This window comes from Streptomyces sp. NPDC059456, from assembly GCF_042750055.1.
Lineage (GTDB): Bacteria > Actinomycetota > Actinomycetes > Streptomycetales > Streptomycetaceae > Streptomyces.
The window spans coordinates 7,569-30,407 of record NZ_JBHYVA010000020.1; the positions used below are offsets into that span (position 1 = coordinate 7,569).

The window sequence follows — 22,839 nt, forward strand, 5'->3', positions numbered from 1 at the left end:
GGGGGGGGGGCGGGACTGCGGGGTGGGGGGCCCCGGGCCCTCGCCCCGCCGGCGCGGGTTTTTCCCGGGGGCGGCGGGTGGGGGGCCGGCCCCCCCCCCCCCTGCCGGCGATGTCGGCATCGTCGGCGAGGCTGGTCCGCAGGTGTGCGGCGGGTGCGGTGGTCCGGTGAGGGCCGAGTGGTTGTTCTGCCAGGCGTGCGGACGGGATTGCAGGGCGACGACCGTGGGGGCAAGCGCATGAGCGCGTTCAGCAGCGAGAAGGTCGTCGGCGTCACGGCTTCGGACCTCGCGCCAGTGGCATCGGATCTCATCGCCCACTTCAAGGAACGGGGCTACGAGACCACCGGCACCACCGGTGCGGACGGTGTCGGCCATGAAGTGAGCATCACCAAGGGCGGTATGTTCAAGAAGGCGCTCGGCCTGCGCACCGCCCTCAAGATCGAGATCCTGCCGGATCCGGGCGGCACGCTGGTCCGGGCCGGCGTCGGGATCTTCGGCAAGCAGGCGCTGCCTTTCGCCATCGCCATGCTGGTCACATGGCCCGTGCTGCTGACCCAGATCTGGGGGCTCGTCAACCAGGCCGGGCTGGACGACGAGGCGATCAAGGTGGCCGAGCTCAGCCTGAACCGCCTCGCCCGGCTCGGCGGCCGGCCGGGTGCTGCGGCCGTACAGTCACCGGGCGGGACGCGCAGCTTCTGTCATCAGTGCGGCCACGAACGGGACGACAGCGCGAGGTTCTGTACGAAGTGTGGTGCTCCGAGTGCGGATCAGAGGGTGGCCACGTAGCGGGAGACCGCGGCCACCGCGTTCTGTACGACGCCCCGAGCCGTGGCCACCGGATCCAGCACTCCCGCGGCTCGCAGATCAGTCACCGAACCGGTGCGGTACTCGAACCCGGTGGACGTGTCGGCCGCCGCGGCATCCAGGAGGGCCATGACCTCGTCGGCATCCCGCCCCGCGTTGCGGACGAGCTGCCGCAGCGGGGCGGTCAGCGCGGGGCGTACCGGACCGGCGTCCGGCCCGAGTGCGCGGCCGGCGCGGTACAGGCCGGTTCCGGCTCCGGGCAGCACACCGGAGCCGGCCGAGCGTGCCACGGTGAGCGCGCGCACCGCTGCGGTGTGCGCGGCTCCGCCGACCGGACCTGCGTGGACCAAGAGCCGCCCGCTGTCGCAAGGCGCGGCTCCGGGCAGGCCGAGGACCGTGGTGGAGGACGGCGTGACCAGCGCCCGCCCGGCCCGGCCCAAGGGCCGCCCGGCCAGCAAGCCGTAGCCGGTCCGGGCGCACAGCGCGTCCCAGTCGATGGCGGCGTCCGTGGGGCGGACCACGACCATGGTCGCGAACAGGGAGTGCAGGGAGCTCAGGGCGAACGCGTCGATTCCGGGCGCGATGATCAGGAGCGGTCCCGGATCCCGCCAGCCGATCCGCTGCAACTCGTCGACGGGTACGTCCCCTCGGGGCGCCACCAACACGTACGGCTCGTGGAGGGCCACGGGACGTGCGGAGGAGTTCGGTACCAGGACCGACGTGTCCAGGCTGAGCCGGCTGACGAAGGACAAGCCCGTCCCGGGGCCGGCGCTGGGCGGGGGGCCGGTGGCGATCTCGACGCGGTCCGCCCCCACGCGCGCGACCGCCGCCATCACCAGCGCGTACTCGGGGGCGTTCCCGAGGGCCGTCGCCACGGCTCCGCCCAGTTGTTCCGCGGAGAGCGCCTGCAGTTCCTGCTCCGGTGCGGCCAGGTGGCGCAGTACCGCGGCCGCCTCCTCCTCCGTACGGTCGACGACCTCCTCCCAACGGGCGCCCGACCGCACCGCGGTGTGGATGCCGGCGAACAGTTCACCGACGACGATCGCGGCGGTCGCGGCGCCGTCACCGTGTTCCCGGCGCATGGCCGTCATCACGTCGCGGACCAGTTCCATTCCCGGCAGCCATCGGGGGTCGGCCGTGGCGATCGCCGCTTCGAGCTCGGTGAGGCAGTCCGGCCCCGTGGGGCCGAACGCGGGCCGTACCGCGCTTACGGCGACGTGGATCCCCACGACTAGGTCGGACGCGCCCGTCTCCGCCTTCACCTGGGGGCGTCCCCACTGCGACAGCCATCGCAGCGCGCCGGACCATGGGTTGCGCATGAGCGGGAGCTCCCGAATCCTGTTGTCGTGGCTCTGTGTCGGCCGTGGCCGGCCTTCACGGGCCATGATGATCTGGGTGTAGTCGAAGAGGTCGCCGGGCGTGATGAACGCCCTCCCGCTGGGGACGCCGTTGGCGATGACCTCAAGCAGCCCGCCGGTGAACGCGGTGTGCCGGTCGCCCTCGGGAGCTTTGCTCAGCTCGGTGCGTCCCGTGGAGCACAGGACGTACGTCCCCTCGATCTCCAGCTGCCCCGACACGATCGACGACGGATCCGCCATGACGCCGGTGGCCCGGCCGCTGAAGCAGCAGTCCAGGATGAGCAGCAGTCTTCTTGCCCGGCAAACCCTCAGGATCTCCCGGACGTCCGAGTATCTCAGCCCGGTGAGGCGCGGCAGCTGCGATGTCGTCCTGCCGGTGGCCAGGATCAGTTCACTCGTCGTCGGATCGACCACTCCGTGGCCGGCGAAATAGACCAGCAGGGTGTCCAGCGGCTCTCCGGCGATCCGGGCCAGCTCGGTGATGACTTCGACGGCGTCCCGTTCGTCGCACAGTTCGACGCAGCGTTCCGGGGGAAGCCCCCAGTTCTCCGGGGCGCGGAGTGCAGCGGAGAGGTCCGATACGTTGTTGGCCACGGCAGGCAGCTGCGGCAGTGCATCGTACGAGCTGTTGCCTATCAGAACCGCCGTGGACAGGAGTGGGTCCGCGGGGTCCGTCATCGCGCCCCGTGGGAATCCGCACCGTCGTCACGGCCGTCGCCGGGGGACGGCTCGCCGTTCAGCTCGCCATTGAGCCGGGCCTGTTCGTCCAGGACGCGCATGATCAGTGCGACGGGATCCTTGACGTTCCCCGCCTCCACCTCCACGGAGCCCTGCGAACCCTCGACACGTACCTTGACCTGTGTCACACGGCTTTGCAGCCACACCGAGACGGAGTTCGCGAGCACTGCTCCGGCACCCCCTCCGCCCAGGGTCGCCAGCAGGAGCTCGCTGACCGCTCCCATGTCGCCCGGCCTGGGGACAGGCGCAGGACACGTAAAACGGACGTGCCGCAGACCAGGGTCCTGAAGCAGCCACTGCTGCAGCGAATGAAGATCCACTTCAGCCTGATCGGAGTCAACTGTGATGCCGATTTCCACATTTACACTCTGCCACGGCTGATGACCCCACCGTGGCCGGTTCGCGAGAACGGGGACATGGAACGGGTGTGCCTCGCCGCCGACTGGCTCGCCTGGCCGGCGCCGTTCCGCCGGCTTGCCGACCGCCGGGTCGCCCGTCGGCAACTCCGCTGGGACGCTGCCGCAGATGTCGTGCAGCAGGAATTGGGCGCCGTCATCGGCGCCGCAGTGCGCAACGGACGCCGGCCGCAGCCCGACGCCACGGCCCTGGACGCCGCCCAACGTGTCATGGACCGGGTCGCCACCGAGCGCCCTGCCCGGCCCACCTGGAGCGGGGACCGCATCCACGCCGTCGCCGTCAGGCTCGACCGCGACCACCACCTCGGCCTCGCCACCGTCTGGCCCCATCTGTGGCTGACGCTGCCGAGCTCGCCCGCAGCCTCGGGATCGACGTCCCCGCAACGCTCACCCAAGCCGTCGGCGACGCCCTCACCCGTCTGCTCGCGACCTCGCCGATGACCCCCGAGGAGCCGACGCCCGCCTGGGAAGCAACAGAAGGAACTCCGATCTTCCCCCGGTAATGCGGGACCGGGGCGGGGATCGGGCCGCAACCTCTCCACCGCGCGCATGGCGAGCACCGCCCGCACCTGCCCGCACCGCCCTGGAGCGTGGATCCCATGAATGCCTGGGCGCGTGGTGAGTGGCACTCCCTCCGAGGGGACCACAGCCGGGGCTGGAGTGACGAGCAGAAGGCGACTGTCGACCGGATGCCCTTCCTGCCCGGTCGTTCCTGGCAGTATCGGCACGACCGACCAGGAGGACTGGTGGTCCTCCGGAGGCGACGAAAGGATCAAGGCACCCTCGGCACCGCAGGCCGCGTCCACGAGGTGGGCCTGCGCCGAATGGACATCGGGACCACAGCCTGTCAGGAGTTGCTGGCAGAGGTGGCCAGGCCGCGAGGCACGGCGGTCCTCCGAGACGGGAGGACGCCCATGGCTTCTGGCGGGAAGCCCTGACCGCGTTCGACCACGCGGGGCAACGAGTGCGTCGCGGGGGCCGCCATCAGGAATGAGCCCCGGGCCTCCGCGGGTGGCCGGGGTGGATGTGACTACGCTTGCCAGTCGCTACGGGCCGCCGGAGACTGGTGATGTGAGCATGGCCCCGCCTCTGGAAACTGGGCTGGCCGGCGCCGATGCTTCTTCCCCCATCGCCACGCCCAGTGGGCTCCTGCCGTTCGGCCACGAGACCCTCGCGGAGCGGCGTGGCAACGTTGTGTCCTGCCGCATCGAACGTCGCGAACCCTCCCCGCGTCGCTGCCTGCTCGCCCGTTGCTCTTCTTTCCCAGGAGGTGTCCTATGAGCAAGACGTCCCTACTCAACTGCATCATCCCCCCACACCTGCTCAGGAAGCTTCTGGAGAGCGAAAACACCGAGGTGCGCCAGGCCGCCTTGGACACCATGCTGACCACCGCTCGCCTGCGGGGCGAACGAGCGGTCCGGGCGTCCTTCGCCGGCCCAGCCGCAACCGCAACCGGTAACGGTCGGCGCACCGTCTTCGACTGCGACCATGGGAGCTTCCTCGCGTCCTCCGACCTGGCCAGGTCGGAGGATGGACCGGCGTCCGTGGACGAGTCCGCGAACCGGGCATTTGACGGGCTCGGCCTGACACGCGATTTCTACGAGGAGGTGTTCCAGCGTGATTCGATCGACGGCCACGGGATGCGCCTGGACGGGTACGTTCACTTCAGTGTGAAGTTCAACAACGCCTTCTGGGACGGACGGCAGATGGTCTTCGGTGACGGAGACGGAAAGATGTTGGGCGATCTCACCAGATCCCTGGACGTGATCGCGCACGAGTTGACGCACGGAGTCACCGAACACACTGCGGGGCTCGTGTACCACAATCAGTCCGGGGCCCTGAACGAGTCGATGTCGGATGTTTTCGGGTCGTTGGTCAAGCAGTGGTCGCTGAAGCAGTCGGTTGAGGAGGCGGACTGGCTGATCGGGGCTGACGTGTGGACTCCGGGCATCGACGCCGACGCCCTGCGATCGATGAAGGCTCCGGGGCACGCATACGACAACGCACTGTTCGGAAAGGATCCTCAGCCTGACCGCATGAGCAAATTCATTCACCTGCCCGACACCGAGGAAGGGGATTCCGGCGGGGTGCACTTCAACTCGGGCATCCCGAACAAGGCGTTCTTCCTGGCGGCGGTGGGCATCGGCGGATTCGCATGGGAAGGTGCGGGGCCCATCTGGTACGAATCGTTGAAAGCGTCCGGTGCCGAGACCCAGTTCCAGGACTTCGCGGACACCACCTTCCAGAAGGCCGGGGAACTCTTCGGCATCGGCAGCGCCGAGCAGTCGGCCGTGCTGGCAGCATGGCAAGAGGTGGAAATCCCCATCAGAGGCGTCCCGATCGGAGTCGCCCGGGCGCGCAGCCTTGCGGCCAACGGGAACGGTGGCGTGAGACAACAGGACGGCCTCGCAGCCTTGACCAGGCAGGTCGGGGAACTGAGCACCCAGATGACGAGGCTGGCCAAGGAGATGACCACGTTGAAGCGGGCCGGTTGACACCAGGAATTGCCGCTGCCCGAACCCAGAAACCATTGTAACGAGGTTGCGCGCAATGAAGGTGACTCTGGCGACACACGGCGGGCTGGCGGCGGCGGTCAATTTCCGCCTCCCGCCCAAGGTGCTGGATACGGACACCCTGCCGGAGAACGTTGCCCCGGAGCTGGCCCGGCTGGTGGAGGCGGCCGTCGCAACGGCTGAGCCGGACCAGCCCAGCCGGGCTAGGGATGCGATGAGCTACACGATATCGGTGGAGGACGGCGGTCGTTCGACAGTTCTCAAGCAGTCGGACGCCGCCATGACCCCCGCGTTCGCGGCCCTGCTCACCCGGCTGCAGGAATACCTGGAGCAGCAATGACGCCTGCCGGGCCAGGTTGCCGACCACCCGCGCTCACCTCGGTGAGTGCCATGTCGTTTCCACGACGGGAACTGCTGGACCCCACTTTTTTCGAAAGTCCTGACGTCCGAAACGTGGAGTCGGCATCAGGACCGGAACTCACACTCTGACCGAGTCCGGCGACGCCGGCACCTTTGCGACCGCCGACCACGCTCTCCGCGGCACGGGGCGATGGCCTGTTCCTCCATCGTCCGGCCTTCGCCGAGTCCCCGAGATGCCGTACGAACTGCTCAGTTACGCCCTCAGTGAGAAAGCCTTCCCCCGCCAGAGCACCTTCGACCAGTGGTTCGGCCATGCCCGGTTCGACGCCTACCGGGAGCTCGGATACCACATTGGCACGAAGGCCGGGGAAGTGGGTGCTGCGAGGTGACATCGGAACGTCCTTGCTCGGTGGCGTGGGACGTGGCAGTGGCCTCGACGGCAGTCGGCTCCCTGACCGGCCGTCCAGTCGGCCGCAGTGGGGAGGTCAAGGTGATCGAGCATGGGGGCGGGGCCTCCTCCACATAGAGCGGCGGCCCGATCGCACCGCTACCCGACGCTGCCGGAGTGAGGGGTGGTATCGGGGTGACCGGCCTCAGCCCGGAGCCGCTCCCCGTGGTCCACTGCGAGCGGCTCGCATTCAGCGCCCGTAGGGGCGTCCGCGCGCAACAGGCCGGAGCCCGGGCGGGGTGCTGTGTGGGGGCGGACCACGGCCTGCCTCGTTCCCCGCTGAGGGGGACCCGCGCCGGCCCTGGGCGAGGGGGATTCACCCCAGGTCGGCCGAGGCGGGCCACAACGGATCGGGCCCCGGCCTCGGGTCCGTCGGCCACCGCGCGAAGGAACGGTCAGGTGACGCGGGAGGAGCGGTACGAGAGGGTGGGACGGGGATCCAAGAAGCGGCCGGAGGCGGAGAACGCGGCTGCGCCGAAACCCTCTTGCCGCATGTCAACCGCGGGGAACTCCTTACAGGCGGTCTGCGGCTGGGCGGTGGAGTCGTTGAACCGGCAGGCGATGCCCGTGAGTCTGATGGTGATGAAGTCCGCGATCTGGGCTCCGAACTCGATGGGCCTGCCGCCGATGGTGATGTCCCCGACGTCGAAACCCTTGTCCTGGGGCACTTCGTAGACGGCGCGGACGCGGTGCTCCGAGTCGCCTCTCAGATAGGTCCAGTAGCCTTGCGGATCGGAGCCGTCCGGGGTCTCCCAACCATCCGTCGACAGGTCGTCGAAGTACAGGCCCACTGGGTCGGCGAGGCTGATGTCGGCCTTCTGGCGGGCCAGGGCGTTGACTCCTGCGCCGATGTGGGGATCACTGTTGCGCTCTGCGGCACCATACTTGCTGCAGTTGACGAGTTCCTGCTCAGTGCTCAGCTCCTGGCCGTTGACGACGCGCCGAATGGTGGCTGCCGCAGCCAACTCGATCTCTGCGCCCAGGGTGTTGTTCGGCTGGATCAAGTGCATGGCGCCATGGCTCGTGGAGTTGTTCCACTTGTTACGCGGTTGGTATCTGCCACTGGGCGAGAACAGATCCTCCTTGCGCACGTCCGGCCTGATGAAGCTACGGTAGAGGTCGACCACCTTGTCCGGATTGGTCTGTGCCAGGATCTCCCAATACTCGGGGCCTTCACACGTGAACGTGACCTTGGTGATCTTTCCCGAGCCATTCCGGGTGACGCTCCACTCGCAGTACTCGTCCTGGACGTCGCGGCTGGCGTCGGCGCGCTGCCACCGCTGGAGATCACCAACGGAAGTGATCTTGATGATGCGGGGGAACGCGGTCCATGTGATGGAGACCCGCTGAACGTCCGAGGCCGTATCCGTGCTGGTCAAGTTGTAGAACTGCGGCCGCGGACTGTCGTTCAGTACCTGACGGGGATCGGGGCCCTGAATGGCCTCGTCGACCGTGTCGGAGATGAACACGTTCCATGCCTTGCGGCCGAAGTCGTCCAGATCGTCGAGGTTGCCGGGAGGCCCGTAAGCATCCACTGTGGCCATGGTGCTCGTTCTCCTTGCTCGGGAAGACGGAGGGGTGGAAGGCAGCGGTCGCCGGGGCTGCTGAAGCCGGTGCCGTGCCGACTGAGGAGGGGCGGCTTCAGGTCAGCTCCGCGACGGTGGCGTCCTCGCGCATCACCAGCGGTGGCGCGTCCGGGGGAATGTTGGTGACCGGCAGGGTGAGCTCGAACTCATTCAGTTTCATGAGGCGAAATTGCCGACGCCGCGACTCGGCCAACCGGATGTAGTCGTCGAATCCGGATGCGGTCTGGATCTGTTGGGTGACCTTGCGCAGGTAGGCGTCCACCCGTTGCCCGAACACTGATTGCCAGATGTCTTCGGGCACCTGCCAGTGCGCGGCGAAGCGGGCTTCGGGACTGTCGGCGGGCAGGTGTCGCGTTCGCGCCGCGTCCAAGATGGCCTGGGTGACGGTGCCACACAACTCTGCGGCTTTGATCGGCGTTGTCGGCACGTAGCGCATGAGGAGACTGCGGGCAGGGCTGAAGACCGGGTTCGGAAAGTCCACCATCAGCGCGCACGCGGCGAACCTGGCCGAGATGAGCCCCTTGCGGACCATCTGCCGGATCACTTCGTTGTCCTCGTGGGCGGCCTCGGGGACAACGAAGGCGAAGAACGTGTCACCTGGCTGGGAGAAGCCGCTGAACTTCTCCTCCAGCCGGAAACCAAACCGCCTCAGGCCGTCCAGATACCCGGCGGCCTGTGCCCGGGGCGGAGAGGCCTGCGTGAACAGTCGCAGGTCGTCGAACAGGATGTCCTGGTTCAGCCAGAACCCGGTGGGTAGCGTCAGCTCGCCACTGTCCGCCGTGATGGTGCTGCTCTGACGGTCCGTACTGGTGAGGTTGACCGTGGTACCGGTGAACAGGTGGCGCAGTAGTCGGTCGGGGTGGTCCACAACACCGTTCGCGGTGACCTCGGCGAGGCGGGCAGCCGTCCACCGGGTGATGAGAAACCTGACCGTCAGTTCCAGCCGCTCGGCTCCGATGACCCGCTGGAACAGCTGGTCATGGAGGAGCGGGTCATCATCGGCGAGCCGGATCGTTGCCCGCTCCGACTGCCAGTTGATCCAGGGGATCCTGAGTTCCTTCATCACGGCGCTGCCGTTGATGTGGCTGTCGAAGCAGCCCTTGCCCCGCGAGTCCGGCTCCAGCGCGTCCCAGGAGTTGCCCGCCCACACCCAGCTCGATCCGAAACGGGAATAGAAATTGAAGACCCTTGCTACAGAATCCCACCCCGCGACCTGGAGAAATCCCTTGTCCGGGTCGCCGCCGGCCTGGGTGCTGACCAGAAGGTCCACCTGATTGCCGTCCACGGCGGTTGTGATCGCGAACCGCATGTCGCGCTCGCCGATGGCAACCGGAGAGATTTGCCCGGCCTCGCTGACCAGATACACCTTGAGTGAGGAGGCTGCCGTGGCGGGGAGTTCGGAGAGCAGTTCCTGCACGGTGGTGGGAAACCTGCCGACGCGGAAGAACGCAACCGCCATCGGGTCACCCAACTCGGCCAGTTCCTCATCACTGACGGGCCGAGCCCGATCGTCACGGCCGCTGACCCTACGGTACAGCCGCCCCGCCTCCAGTGCCGTGACACCTGGTCCGCAGCAGCCCTCGGCGATGCCAGGCTCCAACGGGAACTGACCGGATGGATCGCAGGCGGCCGAGATGCGGTCGGCACCGGCCTCCTCGACGGCAGTTGCACTCATCCAGGCGGTCGCCCGCCGCAGCTGCGCGTGGTCGGGCATGGCCAGTCCGCTCCTACAATGCGTGATTCTTCCAGTGGCACCAAAAGCCAATGCTTGAATGCATACCCAGGCACGCAACCCCATTTCGGCGGCCGGGCGCAGATCCACTCCAATGGCCAAACCTGACACGGATTCGATGAGACCTCGAGACGCACGTCCCCTATCGAAGCGACCTACGATCCGCCGGGGGATGGCCCGGTCGACTGCCTCGCGGACCTCGTCGCCGCTGAGAACACCAGCGGCCGAAGCTGTATCCCTGGCACATACGTCACACAGGACGGCTCGGTAAGCCGACGCGTTGATGGCGTGCTCCAGGGCCGAATGGGATCCGCGCACAGCCGTGCCAAGACAGCCCTCGCCCGCCGGTCAGGTCGCTTTCGGCCGGCCGGCGAGGTGCTGTGGGGCTTGGTGCTGGCGGTGTGTCAGAAGGTGATGGTCCGTCCCTCGCGCTCGGCTTGTCGCGCGGTGTAGGCGACGCCGTGGACTTTGATGCCATCCGGGTCGAGGAGGGTGATCGTGCCGCCTTGGTTGCCGAGATGGAATCCGTTGCCGCCCGGGACGGTGAGGGTGGTGCCGGGCTGGAGCGTGCCGGCGGGTAGCGGGAGGGTCTGCTGGTTGAGGTCGGTGAGCTGCCATCCTTGAAGGTCGATCGGCGCTGGAGAGGCGTTGAGTACGGTGACGGCTGTGGGTGCGGGGCCGGAGGGGTTGACCAGTGCGGCCATGATCCGCAGGGGTTCGTCACGGTCGGCGGAGCGGGGTGGTGCGGTGTCGAGCGGGTGACCGGTGTTGTCGCCGGTGTGCCAGGCCTGGGACTGGAAGGCCAGGAAGATCGCGACCCAGCGGTTTTCGGAGGGTAGCTGTACGAACAAGGCGCCGTCCTGCCAGACGCCGTTGTCGGAGCGGAAGCGGCCGCTGTTGCCCTGGTTCATGTGGATGTCGTGTACGCCGTTGCCGGGCCGGAAACCGAACACCTTGTCGGCGATGTGGGCCTCGGGGCCGAACCTTTGCCCGAAGACGTAGAGGCCGGCGGTGGGGTCGGCGATGGCACGCTGTACGTAGTGGTCGAGCAGGTCGGCCAAGTCGTTGTCGGCGCCCTCGACATCGGGCGGGAGCATTCGCATCGAGGCGGGGTCGAACAGGTTGCCGCGGATGAAGTCCAGGCTGGCCCTGCCCGCTTGTGACACCAGGGCCGTCCATCCGCTGCCGGCTGGTGGGAGCAGCTCGGTCACGGGATGGCGGAAATCATCGTCGGCCAGGTACAGGAGCTCGGAGGGTGACTGCTGTGACTCCACGTTGACTGCGGCCCGGTAGTGGGTACCGGCGTTGTCGGTGAGATGGATCTGGTAGTGAGGGGTATCGGTGGATCCCTCCCGGCGCCGGTCGACGGCGCGGGCGGCCAGGACACCGTAACCTTTTAGCGGCATGGGTCATCCTCTGGATTGCGGTGGGAGCGGCACGGCCGGGGTGCGGCGTGTCGATGGAACGAGGTTGTGCGGGCCGTCGAGGACGTCGGCGAGGCCAGCCGGCGCCGGCGGATAGCCGACCTCCTGCATCCCGTCGACCTCCTGCATCCCGTGCCGATCGTGGGCGAGCCGCCGGGTGGTCGTGCCGGCCGGAGCCTTGGGCTTCGCTGTGCACGCGGCGGTCTTCGGGCCCTAAGCGACCACCGGACAGGTGGGCTTCTGCGGATCCCAGGTGCCGGTGACCGCCATGTCCCGACCTCGCCGCGAGCCGGGGAAGCCCTGACGACTGCATATCCTCCTGGCCGTTATCCCCCGACCCGGCCCCGGCGGGACACCGAACCACCAAATGTTCACCCGCCTTGCCCTGCAGCCCGTCTCCTGCTGGGTCAAGGCGAGTCGGCCGCACCGTTACTGGTCACCTCGGCGGCGAGCCGGCCCGCGGCACACGCGTCGAGGCGGGCGGCGAGCAGCCGGCGGTAGCAGATGAGGGCGCAGGTCTGCTGGTGAAGGCAGCCGACAAGTGGCTGCCCTGCCGCTCGTAGCGGCGGCGCGGGCGTTGGCGGCCGGCCGGCCGGGCCATGGCTCGTCTGGATCACCCGGGTCTGCATCGCCCGGCACGACGGTGTTCCGCATGCGCCGCTGGCCCCGGCCCCTGCGCTGCTGGCGACGGGAAGCTACGGTACGCCTGCTCAGCATCACCACCTGCTGGTCCACGCCCCACGACGCTGACCGCCCAAGCCCGGGATGGGAATCGGTCCGGCCGCCGCGGCCGGGCGGCCTGACGGTCGGGCAGCCCCCTGCTTGCAGCTCTGCCGCGCCCTGCTGACAAGCGTAGATTCGGTGGTGCGCCCGGCTGGAGGGAGACGATCCCATGGACACAGCCATCCGCATCGAGGTACTGCCTGCGCGGGCAACTGTCTGCTCCGGAGTGTGCGCGCGAGAGCGGGCCGCCTTGGCGCATGCTGGTCGACGGCGGCCCTCCGGGGACGTGGCCCCGGCTCGAAACGAGGCTGAGCCGACTCGACCCCGACGACCGGCGCATTGACGTCGCCGTGGTGACCCACATCGACAGTGACCCCATAGGCGGCATGCTCGCGTTCCTGCGGAGCGAGTACGCCGAAGACGTCGGAGGCTACTGGTTCGACGGCCCTCCGCACATGCCCTCCCGGAGCAGGGTGGCGGGCAGCGTCGCCGAGGGGGAGAGCCTGGTAGCGGCGCTGCTCGGGGAATCCGTCGGTCCGGTACTTCCGTGGAACCGGGCGTTCGGCGGCGGTCCCATCGACACCGGGGACGAGTTCGGGTGCATCGAGGTGCCGGTCCGGGACGGCCCGAACATCACCATGCTCTCGCCGACCAACGAGCGCCTGGAGATCCTGGAGCGCGAATGGTTCGAAACCATTGACCGGGCCCGGCGTGGCCGGCAGGCCGATGTAAGGTCCGACATCCTGGAGCCCTCGGCGTTATGGCCGCTGTTGCCGCTCATATGACGGCCGACGACACGACAGCTCCGAACGGGAGTGGCATCGCACTGCTGATCGAGTACCGCGGCGTCCGCGCCGTGCTCGGGGCGGACGCGTTCGGCTCTGTGCTCGGGGCCGGCCTGAAAGGGGTGGCGGCGCACCGCGGTCTGCGGGTCTTGGAGGTGGATGCCTTCCAACTTCCCCACTATGGCAGCCGGCGGAACGTGACCGAGGCACTGTTTGAGGTCGCCCTGCCCGGCACTGTCTCGTGTCCACCAACGGTGACACCTACCACCATCCCGATGAGGAGGCGCTCGCCTGCATCGTACCGTCCGCACCGGACGGCCCGACGCTGTGGTTCAACCATCGCTCGCAGAGCACCCGCCCGGTGGGCTGATCCCGAGCAGTGCGAGCGATACGGCTACTCCGCGAGATTCCCCACGGATCCGGAGACCGGCACGGTCCTCGAACTAGCGGTGGCGGCGTGATGCTCCACCACGACCGCCTCGCCTTGGCTGTACGTGGCTGCCTGAGACCGTCCGAACAGCCGTGGGCCGTGGGTGTTGATCCGCTGAGCCGTCCGGCCGCTCCGGCGGGATGTCGCCGCAGCTTTGCCCCCGCAGCCGTGTTCCGCTGGCCGGAGTCCACGCCCACCGTCATCGAAAGGTGGTGCCCGGTGTACCGAGCCCGCTTCCTCGCGGCCGTCCCGTCCCTGCTCGTGGCCGCCCTCTCCACGACCCCGTCCCGCCGTGCCCGGACACTGGACGATGTCGTGATCAACCTGTCCGGCAGTCGGGTTGCGAGGCATTCGACGCGGCGTAGCGTGGGAACTGTTCAACGCCGCTTGATTCTGGAGGTAAGCGATGCACCTTCGAAGACTGTGGCGCCGTGTACCTCATCGGCTCGTTTTCTTCGGCAACGGCCGCCTGATCCGGGGATTCAGCGGGGAACTCTACGACGGTCACGGGTACCAGTCCTGACACAGCCCTCCATTTCCGACTCGGCCTGCAGCAGAGTACGTGCGGCAGGCCGAGTTTGGAGTGTGTGAGGTGGCAGAAGAGACCGACGCCCTGGTGGCCGTAACGCGGATTCTGTCACCGCATTGCCGTGTCACCAAAATGTCCAGCGGTGCTCTGATTTCCGACTGGAGGCGGCGGACCCGTTTTCTCGGCATGACGACGACGGACGTGCAGAAGTTCGTCGTGGGAAGCTCTGAGGAGCGCGCAGAGCTCGTCGCCGATCTCGTCCGCGCCGGGTGTGCAACGTCCCGCCGAAAGGCGTACTCGGACGCCGAGGTCGGGCTCTGGCTGCGCGGAGTGCACCTTTCGATCCGGACCATGGGGTTCGGGCGTGTCCTTCGGCTCCTGTCCTTGGCCGCACCGGTGTGCGCACGTGCAGACCTTCCGTCAGCGGAGGAGGTGGCGCGGCTGAAACGAGCGCTGCGATCACACGGTCGCAGAAGCTGGTTCGTGAACGACGACTGCAAGGCCGCGGCCGTGACGGCCTTCGTGCTTCTGCGACGATGCGGCCTGAATGCCGTGCTTCACATCGGCGTGCGCGAGCACCCGTTCGCCCTGCATGCCTGGAGCTCCTCGGCGGGCGTGTGCATCCCCGATGCCGATCCGCGAGGACACGGGTTCACGCCGGTTCTCTCGATCAGTTGCGGCGGCCAGTGACATGCAAGCACTCCGCCTTGATTGGGCCGGGGGTGCACCTAGGCTCCGGGCGGCCGAGGCCATGGCGCGGCACGGACTCGTGACGACGGTCTCCTCACGGGCCGGCACCGCCGTGGTCGTCGGCTGGGTCGGCTCGGCCCGTGACCGCGTGGCGGGTGCGCGCGGGCTCCTGGAGGACGCAGCGCGACCGGGAGCCACACCGCGCCTGCCGATCGGCGACTATGCGGCCGTCCTGGTGTACTCCGACCGCATCGTGCTGATGCGCGACTATCATGCGCGCATTCCCCTGTTCTTCAGGCAGTCCGGTGGGCGCGTGAACGCGGTGAGTACGTCGGCGCGCTGTCTGGGCGACTTCGAAGAGCTGGAACACAGCTACTTCTGCCGGTACCTGACCGGGAACCTGGCACAACCGCACTCGGAACTCACTCCGTTCTCCGGTGTGCACCGGATCCTCGGCGGCGAGGTCGTGGAACTTTCGGTCACCGGGCAGATGCGAGGCAGTGTGCGCAGACATGCCGGCGAGGTCGACGACCTGCGGGAATCCACAGCAGTCGGGCTTGGTCTCAGCGGGGCAGGGAAGAACCTGCGCCTCGCACTTGAGAACGCCGTCGGGCGCCGAGTGGGCCGAATGACGGCATGTCACGTCTCCGGCGGCACCGACTCCACCAGCATCGCGTTGCTCACCGCACGTCTGTTGGGTACGGGACAAGGCCGCGGTGAGGACCTCGTCCTGCTCGCCGGGCGGTTCGACAGTGGAGAGCTGGCCGGCGAGCAGCGGTACCTCGCAGAGGCCATGAGGGAGATTTGCCGTCATGCACCTGCAGCCCGCCCGTTGATTGCGGACGTCGGCGACGTGGCTGACTTCGACGACTTCGAACACCACGCGGGAGACGCGGACGAGCCTTATGCACACGCCTTTCGCGCCCCGTTCTGGACCAGGCTCCACGGCGCCGCGGCGGAACTCGGCTGCGACATCCTCATGACCGGTTGCGGGGCCGATCCGATCGCGGATGCCAACCCCCTTCACCTGCACAAATTGGCCCGCACGGGGCAGCTCCGGCAGATGACGAAGCAGGCACGTGCCCGGGCCGCAGGTACCGAGCGCGGCGTGCGCGACGTCGTGTACGACTACGTCGTGCGGCCGGCCCTGCCGCTGGCAGCGGAGCGAATCACCGCGCTCCTCCGCCGCGGAACCGTGCTGGGCGGCCTCGGAAGCTTCGCCCGTCCCCGCTGGCTGCGATCCGAATTTGCGCGGGCGCACGGCTACCGTGAGGCAAGCATCGCGGAGAGCCGCTTCGTGTTCGGACGCAGGCCGGAAGAGTCGTTCTTCGAAGCGGCCAATTACCTCGCCGCCCCCGACGCGGTGTCCTGGAACCGGGCGCGCCAGGACGGATTCTTCCTCTCGCACCCCTTCCTCGACCGGGAGGTCACGGCCACGATGCGCAGCCTCCCCATTGCAGCCACGTTCCATCCGGGCCGTCCGAAGGCCGTTCTGCGCGAAGCCATGGAAGATCTGCTCCCCGCGCGGATCCGTGACCGAGCGGTCAAGGTCCCCTTCGACCAGCTCTACGCCCATGGTTTGAGGAAACACGGCGATGAACTCATCGACCTCTGCCGCTCCGCGAGGCACCCGCTGGTCGCGGAGATGTTCGACATCGAAGTGCTGTGCCGGGCAGTGCGGGAGGCGCAGCTCGGTGTCGGGAACGCAGAATCCTGGGATCGCATGAACTGCTCTCTTGCCCTGGTGGCGTGGCTGGAACGATTGGGCCCACACACCCACGCACCCGCGCGTCCCGTTGAGGCAACGTCGCTCACGGACGGCTCTTGCTCTTGATGTCCCACAGCGAGCGCTGGATCGGGCCCGTCAGGGCATCGACGAGGCCGTACCGGTCCCTTACCGCGCGGCTTTCGGATTCGGGCGGGATACGATTTTCGTCTCCCTTTTTCGTGATGGATGCGGACACTTCTGCGCCGTGTGTGCCGAACTTCCAATAGATGGCGACGGAACGGGGGTCCATCGTGCGTTCGTTGATCGAATTGTTTTCGTGTACCCTGCCAATGTAAATGAGGGAGTCGAACTCCTTCTGGTCCTTCACCCATTGGGGCACTTTTCCGCCGCTCCAGGAAAAGCTGTCAAAAGTGACTGAGTCCAGGCCGAGCCGATCCTTGCGTGCGAGGCTCGCGGTGGCGTAAAAGGCCACTTGGTCGTACGGTGTGTCGATGGGTAGCTGCACAAGCGTTCGCATGGCGACGGAATCGCTGGCCTCGATATAGCCTCCAGGGGCCATCCATGGCTGCGCCGCGAGGAGCTCACCAGGCTGGTGGACCTCCCTGCGGGAGAGTGGGCTTCTCTCCTGGTACCCCTTCCATCGCTCGGCGTCATCACGCCATTGCTGCCGGAGCCGGTCATGCGTACTCACCGGCACCCTCTGCCCCATGGCGTGAAACTCGGCGCCCATGACGTAGAAACCCACATCGCTGTGGTTTTCGAGCGTAATATCGACGGGCACGGCGAATGATTTACGGTCCACACTCAATTCAGGCGTCCCCATGGCCAACTTGATGGCAGGCCTGGCCCCGTGCTGGTATGGCTGATAGAGATTTTGATAGCCGAAATTGGCGATCGCGAATACAGAGGAGGCGATGACCGCCGTGGCCACCCGCTTCGGAGCCGGGATCACGGTCAACGTCCGCCACACCGCGAAGACGGCCCACGCGGAACCCGCCGTGAGCAGGACCGACAGGGCCTTGTAGTACGGAGAGTCGCCATTCAAGATCTCGGGTAGGACCATGGCATTGGTCAGCAAGGCCGCGACCGTGCCGACCAGCGCAAGGATCCCGGAGTAGGGGAAGCTCTTCCAGAACCAGTGGTCCACGACCGCGGCGCCGCCCAGCACTGCGGTGGCCGAGGCCACGATGAGGCCGGCGCCGGTGATGCGGCCCATGAAGGTCAGGGCCTCGCCGAGGTCCTCGATGCCGAACCGACCCAGGTAGGCCGCCGTCACGAGGAGGACCAGCAGGATCAATACCAGGGCGGTCCGCGACCGTTGGGTTCTCGTCGTTACACGTCGCGCCCGTAGGTGCGAGCCGGGTCCTGACTTGGGCGGTGTCCTCACGCGATCACCTCCTGAGACTGCAGTGCCTACGTGGTGCTCCGGACGCCTCAGTGGCGACTGCGGCCGGCACGATGTCGCCCACCCGTGCCGTTCCAAGCGGTCCGGCGCTGCACTGAGGATTCGAGCACCATCGTCCGTGCCGATCCGGGAGATCACCATCCGGATGCCTCTGGACGGCCTAACGCGGCTTGCGCGATCCCGGAGTCCGCGACCGTCGCCGTACCGCTGTGGCTGGCCAGTACGCTGGCCGGCTTGATGTGCCGGAGTTCGCCGAGGCGTTCGAAGCCGGACGGCAACCTGGCTGGTCACCAGGCCAGACGGCGAATGTCTCATGGCGGATATGCAGTGTGACGGCATGCCAGAACGCGGGGCAGACGCGCGAGTGGTACCCCAAGCACTACTGGAGGTGGTGGAAGTACGGCGACCCGAACGCTGTGGTGCGCGTATACGCGACCGCTCCGGCGGCACCGCGGTCTCGGCAGTGCACCGTTCCAGGTTGCGAGCGGCCTCGGCGGACCAAGCATTGGTGTGGCAACCCGGCTGCTCGACACCATCCGCATCTCGTCAGGACAGAGCGAAGGAGATCTCACGTGGCCCTTCCTGCCCATGGAGCCTCCACACGCCCTCGTACTGGAGGCGCGACTCGGCCCTGACGGTCGTCGAGAAGTGTGCGAGGTGACGTGAGCGGGGGCGGCGGCCAGCGATGAGGCTTCCTGAATACGGCCGCCGACCATTACCGGCCCGTCCAGCCTCAGCAGCGAACGCAGTTGGCGTCGACCGGTTGGCGAGCAGTCATGGCCATCCAGCCGACCCAGTGACAAGGCGCCTTCGCATGCGCGGCCCGGCCTCCGTGCCGACGAAGCCGGATGAGGTGGTTCCTGCTGTTGGCTTCCAGAACACAGCGGTGCAACGAGCCACGCTGGTTCAGAGAAGGTCAGCCTGCCGGTGGGCCTCTGCACGGCGACCGACAGCCACACGATCCATTTCCATCAACTCCAGCGCGGCACCGCCGACCGGATCCGCAACCGGCGGGTGAACGAGCACACCGGCAAGGAGGTCGAGCTCGACGACATCGTCAAGGGCTACGACACGGGCGAGGAGTACGTCCTGGTCGAGCCGGCCGAGCTCGACGAGATCGCCCCGGGCCGCTCCCTTGCCCTGGAGATCGCCGGCTTCGTCGACCTCGCCGACGTCGAGTCGATCTTCTTCGACCGGACGTACTACCTGGGACCGCGGGGAGCCGAGTACGGCAAGGTCTACAGCATCCTGGAGCAGGCCCTCGCCAAGGCCGCCAAGGCCGGCAAGGCCGGCAAGGCCGGCATCGCCACGTTCGTCATGCGCCAGCACGAACACCTCGTAGCGGTGAAGGCCGAGGACGGCATCCTCACGCTCCACACGCTGCACTGGGCGGACGAGATCCGGGACCCGAGGAAGGAGATCGGCGACCTCTCCGGCAAGGCCAAGACCTCCGACAAAGAGCTGAAGATGGCCGAGCAGCTCATCGAGACCCTGACCATGACGTGGGACCCCGAGCAGTTCCACGACACGTTCCAGGAGAAGGTCGCCGCCCTCATCGAGGCCAAGCAGGCCGGCGAGAGCGTCGAGAAGGCCGAGCCCGCGGCGAAGGCCACCGGCGCCATCGACCTCATGGACGCCCTGCGCGCCAGCGCCGAGCGCGCCCGCAGTCCCAAGGACACCCATGAGAAGGCGACCACCACTTGCCCGCCGGCCACGACCGGCTGGACCGGCTCGCGGCCCCTTCCCGCGACTGTGATCGGGGACGATAAGCAGCAGTCCGCCACCACTGATCGAACAACCTTGCCTCAACATCTGATGCTGTGTCGCGGAGCGTCGAAAAGGACGGGCCCCGGGCGTCGGTCGCTGCTGCGGCGAGGGACGTTCCGGGGCCCGTTCCTGGTGATCGTTGATCAGGTGTTGCAGCCGGGTCCGGTGGTGGGGTTGGTGCAGGTGTTGTGGCCGGTTCCGCCGTTGTTGGTGTTGGTCCCGGGTCCGCCGTTGAGAGCGTCGTTCTCGGCTCCGCCCTCGTTGGCGTCGTTGCCCGCGCCGCCGGACAGGGCGTCGTTTCCGTTGCCGCCGATGAGGGTGTCGTTGCCGTTGCCGCCCTCGATGCGGTCGTTGCCGTTGCCGCCCTCGGCGCGGTCGTTGCCGTCGCCGCCGGACAGCATGTCGTTGCCGTCGCCGCCGCAGATCAGGTCGTTGCCGCCGCGGCCGTCGACCACGTCGTTCCCGGCGAGAGCGAAGATCACGTCGTCGCCGGGGGTGCCGATCAGGACGTCGTTGCGGTTGGTACCGGTGATGGTGGCCGTGGCGGTCGCGCAGGTCAGCGCCGGCGGGGGCACGACCCCGATCGCCACCCCGAACGGGAGGTCGCCGACGGGGATGGTGGCCACGACGGTATTGGTGGCGGTGTTGATCACGGACACCGTGTCGTCGTTGGCGTTGGTGACGTAGGCGTGGGTGTCGTCCGGCGACACCGCCACCCCTCGAGGCGCATCGCCGACAGGGATGGTGGCGACGACCGTGCTGGTGGCGGTGTTGATCACGGACACCGTGTCATCGTCGGCGTTGATGACGTAGGCGCGGGTGCCGTTCCGCGACACCGCCACCCCCTGGGGCACATCGCCGACGGGGATGGTGGCCACGACGGTATTGGTGACGGTGTTGATTACGGACACCGTGTCGTCGTCGGAATTGGTGACGTAGGCGCGGGTGTTGTCCGGCGACACCGCCACCCCGAACGGGAAGCCGCCCACGGGGATGGTGGCGACGACTGTGTTCGTCGCCGTGTTGATTACGGACACCGTGTCGTCGTCGGAATTGGTGACGTAGGCGCGGGTGCCGTTCGGTGACACCGCCACCCCGATGGGAGCGTCGCCGACTGGGATGGTGGCGACGACCGTGTTGGTGTTCGTGTTGATCACGGACACCGTGTTGGCGCCGTAGTTGGTGACGTAGGCGCGGGTACCGTCCGGCGACACCGCCACCCCCAGGGGCTCAAGGCCGACGGGAATGGTGGCGACGACCGTGTCGGTCGCGGTGTCGATCACGGACACCGTCGCATCGGCGCGGTTGGTGACGTAGGCGCGGGTACCGTTCGGCGACACCGCCACCTCCCACGGCGCACTGCCGACGGGAACCGTGACCACCACTGTGTTCGTCGCTGTGTCGATCACCGACACCGTGCCACCCTGGAAGTTGGCGACGTAGGTATAGGTGCCGGGCGGCACGGCCTGGGCGGGCTGCGGGGCCACCATGGGCAGGGCCAGGCCGGCCACGAGGACGAGACCTGCCACCAGCGCCCGCAGCAGCCCACCCCACCAGGAGCGACGCACTCGAAGACCAGGCGGCGGCGCCGACGGGAGGGCCTCCCGCGCGCCCACCCCCCTCATGGCTTGACAGATAGTCACAGCATTCCTCCCGACCGGACTGGCAGAACGGGACGGATTATGGCAGTTCGCCACATTCGGCATGGCGGGGACACGCGACCACCCGACCACGGGCCGGGGCGGTCGCCTGGACGCTCGAGCGCCCCACCGAGACCGCACCCGATCCGGTGCTGTGACCGAACCGGAGGATCCGGGGCGCGGAGGCGGGCGACTCGACCCAGGCGCGGTGAGCACGACGGGCCGGGGTGGGGCACCCTCTGCCGACAATCACTCGGCAGGGAGGATCACTCAGGAATCCGTTGATCCGGCGCAGAGTGGCGCACCCACAACGCTGACGCACATGCCGTACGTGCCTGACGATCCCTCGGATACCCGTAGCTCCGGCCCGACAACACCACCCTCGCCGACCTGGCCAAGCTCACCGGCCTCTCCCCGTCAACCCTCTCCCGGGCGACCAAGCCCACGGCCTGCCCGGCGTGGAACGCGATGGTCGAGTACCTCACCGCCTTCGGGGAAGACCCCAACGAATGGCGCCCGCAGTGGGAGATGTGCGCGACCGAACGCCAGCGCCTCAAGGCCGGCGTCCCCGCAGACCCCGCCCAGCGCGCCGCCTACAAGCGCATGAAACCCACCTCCGTCCTCAGCCTCCACGACTGCACCATCGCGCTGCGCGAACTGCGCATGTGGCAAGACAACCCGACCTACGCGGCGATGTCCCACCTCGCCGGAAAACAGGGCCAGCCCGTCGCGCGACCACGATCTCCGACGTCCTTAACGCCAAGCTCCTGCCGACCGCCAACGCCATGAAGGGCATCCTCGCCAGCCTCCACATGAACCCCGAGGACCCCGAGTACGACCAGTGGCTGCAGGCGCGCCGGGTCCTGGAGGCCACCGAGATGCGCAACAAGATGGCCGGCAAGGCGCTCCAGCACGCCAACAACAGGCGCATCCACCGGACCCGCCCGATGATCTCCTGCGTACGACGAGAAGAATGACCCCCACGCGTAACCCGACACTCCTGCGGCCCCACCGTCTGACCGATGCCCTCAGCCAAACCTCGTTGTCAAGCGGGACGACGCCCCCGAAGACATCGCGCGGTAGAGCACGACCGCGACGGCGTACACCGCAACGACGGTGACGCGCTCGGCCATGACTGTGAACAAGCCGCACCTGGACAGCTTGAGACAGGCCAGACGCTCCCGATCCCGGCGACCCGAGCGTGCTGGTCCCCCATCGCGGGTCCGGCACATCCGGGCCGCTTCCTGCTCGTTCGACTGTTTCTGCTGTTTCGTGGCTGGGCCGGCCGTGCCGTCCCCGCGGGGTCGGCCATGCCCATGCACTGGGCCACCGGGGCCGGACTGGCGTCCTGACCAGTCGCAAGGTGCGAACTTTTGTGCACATTCGGGATGCAGGTGCGAGGAATTCCGCAGAGCGGTTGTTACCCGATCAACTGGTCCGGTCGGGTGAGGCGGGCCGGGAGTGCGCCGGGTGGTGCGCCGGAGTGCATCGTTCTGGATCGTGCCTGGTGGTGCGGGTGGGTGTAACGGTCAGTGAATGTCAGGGCCACGCCTGGCCGGGATGTGTGTGGTGTGCAGGCGAGTGTGACGGAAATGTCCGGGTGCGGTAACCGGGACCGGTGCGGGCTGCAGCCGGTCGTGTGCCGGGTCGAGAGTGGAGCCCTCAGCCCGTCCGGGCCGGGAACCCGCACCGCCCCTTTCCAGCTTGTTTCGGCTGGTTGAGGGGGGTTGTGTTGGGGGGGGGACCCAAGTGTTAGTGTGAT

Annotated in this window: 17 protein-coding genes and 1 pseudogene; 11 read left to right on the forward strand and 7 right to left on the reverse strand. The window is 67.9% G+C overall.

Features of this window, described 5'->3' with window-relative positions; genetic code table 11:
- Positions 1–237: 237 nt before the first annotated feature.
- Positions 238–786: a zinc ribbon domain-containing protein gene (locus ACFXA3_RS03705; RefSeq protein ID WP_385181389.1), complete on the forward strand. Its 549-nt coding sequence runs from the start codon at positions 238–240 to the stop codon at positions 784–786.
- On the opposite strand, the gene ACFXA3_RS03710 is transcribed toward ACFXA3_RS03705, so the two are convergent.
- Both ACFXA3_RS03710 and ACFXA3_RS03715 read right to left on the reverse strand, forming a co-directional pair.
- Positions 768–2,840, reverse strand: a complete 2,073-nt coding sequence (locus ACFXA3_RS03710; protein WP_385181392.1) for a TCP-1/cpn60 chaperonin family protein — start codon at positions 2,838–2,840, stop codon at positions 768–770. The two genes, ACFXA3_RS03705 and ACFXA3_RS03710, sit on opposite strands and share 19 nt — an antisense overlap.
- Entirely contained in the window at positions 2,837–3,259 is a 423-nt protein-coding gene (locus ACFXA3_RS03715) for a hypothetical protein (protein WP_385181395.1), read from the reverse strand. Before ACFXA3_RS03715 ends, ACFXA3_RS03710 begins: the two co-directional genes overlap by 4 nt.
- Positions 3,260–3,280: 21 nt before the next feature.
- On the opposite strand from ACFXA3_RS03715, the gene ACFXA3_RS03720 reads away from it, so the two are divergent.
- The 3 genes from ACFXA3_RS03720 to ACFXA3_RS03730 all read left to right on the forward strand — a co-directional run bounded on the left by ACFXA3_RS03720 (position 3,281) and on the right by ACFXA3_RS03730 (position 6,169).
- Positions 3,281–3,757: a hypothetical protein gene (locus tag ACFXA3_RS03720; RefSeq protein ID WP_385181397.1), complete on the forward strand. Its 477-nt coding sequence runs from the start codon at positions 3,281–3,283 to the stop codon at positions 3,755–3,757.
- An 836-nt stretch (positions 3,758–4,593) separates the two neighbouring features.
- Positions 4,594–5,811, forward strand: a complete 1,218-nt coding sequence (locus tag ACFXA3_RS03725) for a M4 family metallopeptidase (RefSeq protein WP_385181400.1) — start codon at positions 4,594–4,596, stop codon at positions 5,809–5,811.
- A gap of 55 nt (positions 5,812–5,866) precedes the next feature.
- Positions 5,867–6,169, forward strand: coding sequence for a protealysin inhibitor emfourin (locus tag ACFXA3_RS03730; RefSeq protein WP_385181403.1), 303 nt, complete (start codon positions 5,867–5,869; stop codon positions 6,167–6,169).
- 863 nt (positions 6,170–7,032) lie between these two features.
- On the opposite strand, the gene ACFXA3_RS03735 is transcribed toward ACFXA3_RS03730, so the two are convergent.
- From ACFXA3_RS03735 to ACFXA3_RS03745, 3 genes are all read right to left on the reverse strand, one after another.
- Complete coding sequence (locus ACFXA3_RS03735) at positions 7,033–8,181, reverse strand: hypothetical protein (RefSeq protein ID WP_385181406.1); 1,149 nt, start codon at positions 8,179–8,181, stop codon at positions 7,033–7,035.
- Positions 8,182–8,278: 97 nt separating this feature from the next.
- Positions 8,279–9,937, reverse strand: a complete 1,659-nt coding sequence (locus ACFXA3_RS03740) for a hypothetical protein (RefSeq protein ID WP_385181409.1) — start codon at positions 9,935–9,937, stop codon at positions 8,279–8,281.
- A 422-nt stretch (positions 9,938–10,359) separates the two neighbouring features.
- On the reverse strand, positions 10,360–11,361 hold the full coding sequence (locus ACFXA3_RS03745) for a DUF2278 family protein (RefSeq protein ID WP_385181411.1): 1,002 nt from the start codon (positions 11,359–11,361) through the stop codon (positions 10,360–10,362).
- A 998-nt stretch (positions 11,362–12,359) separates the two neighbouring features.
- Here ACFXA3_RS03745 and ACFXA3_RS03750 point away from each other — a divergent pair.
- The 4 genes from ACFXA3_RS03750 to ACFXA3_RS03765 all read left to right on the forward strand — a co-directional run bounded on the left by ACFXA3_RS03750 (position 12,360) and on the right by ACFXA3_RS03765 (position 16,370).
- Positions 12,360–12,887: a hypothetical protein gene (locus tag ACFXA3_RS03750; RefSeq protein WP_385181414.1), complete on the forward strand. Its 528-nt coding sequence runs from the start codon at positions 12,360–12,362 to the stop codon at positions 12,885–12,887.
- Between the two features lie 241 nt (positions 12,888–13,128).
- Complete coding sequence (locus ACFXA3_RS03755; protein WP_385181417.1) at positions 13,129–13,257, forward strand: hypothetical protein; 129 nt, start codon at positions 13,129–13,131, stop codon at positions 13,255–13,257.
- 652 nt (positions 13,258–13,909) lie between these two features.
- Complete coding sequence (locus ACFXA3_RS03760) at positions 13,910–14,536, forward strand: lasso peptide biosynthesis B2 protein (RefSeq protein ID WP_385181420.1); 627 nt, start codon at positions 13,910–13,912, stop codon at positions 14,534–14,536.
- Positions 14,537–14,615: 79 nt separating this feature from the next.
- Positions 14,616–16,370 carry an asparagine synthase-related protein gene (locus tag ACFXA3_RS03765; RefSeq protein ID WP_385181422.1) on the forward strand — a complete coding sequence of 585 codons (1,755 nt, stop codon included), beginning with the start codon at positions 14,616–14,618 and terminating at the stop codon, positions 16,368–16,370.
- Here ACFXA3_RS03765 and ACFXA3_RS03770 read toward each other — a convergent pair.
- Positions 16,348–17,562: a hypothetical protein gene (locus ACFXA3_RS03770; RefSeq protein WP_385181425.1), complete on the reverse strand. Its 1,215-nt coding sequence runs from the start codon at positions 17,560–17,562 to the stop codon at positions 16,348–16,350. The two genes, ACFXA3_RS03765 and ACFXA3_RS03770, sit on opposite strands and share 23 nt — an antisense overlap.
- Positions 17,563–18,597: 1,035 nt before the next feature.
- Here ACFXA3_RS03770 and ACFXA3_RS03775 point away from each other — a divergent pair.
- Positions 18,598–19,272: pseudogene (locus ACFXA3_RS03775) on the forward strand (Ku protein); the annotation flags it as partial.
- 308 nt (positions 19,273–19,580) lie between these two features.
- Here the strand turns inward: ACFXA3_RS03775 and ACFXA3_RS03780 are convergent.
- Entirely contained in the window at positions 19,581–21,005 is a 1,425-nt protein-coding gene (locus ACFXA3_RS03780; protein WP_385181436.1) for a cytochrome D1 domain-containing protein, read from the reverse strand.
- Between the two features lie 540 nt (positions 21,006–21,545).
- Between ACFXA3_RS03780 and ACFXA3_RS03785 the strand changes: the two genes are divergently transcribed.
- Positions 21,546–21,866: a hypothetical protein gene (locus ACFXA3_RS03785; protein WP_385181428.1), complete on the forward strand. Its 321-nt coding sequence runs from the start codon at positions 21,546–21,548 to the stop codon at positions 21,864–21,866.
- Entirely contained in the window at positions 21,863–22,054 is a 192-nt protein-coding gene (locus tag ACFXA3_RS03790) for a hypothetical protein (protein ID WP_385181431.1), read from the forward strand. Before ACFXA3_RS03785 ends, ACFXA3_RS03790 begins: the two co-directional genes overlap by 4 nt.
- The last annotated feature ends 785 nt before the right edge of the window (positions 22,055–22,839 follow it).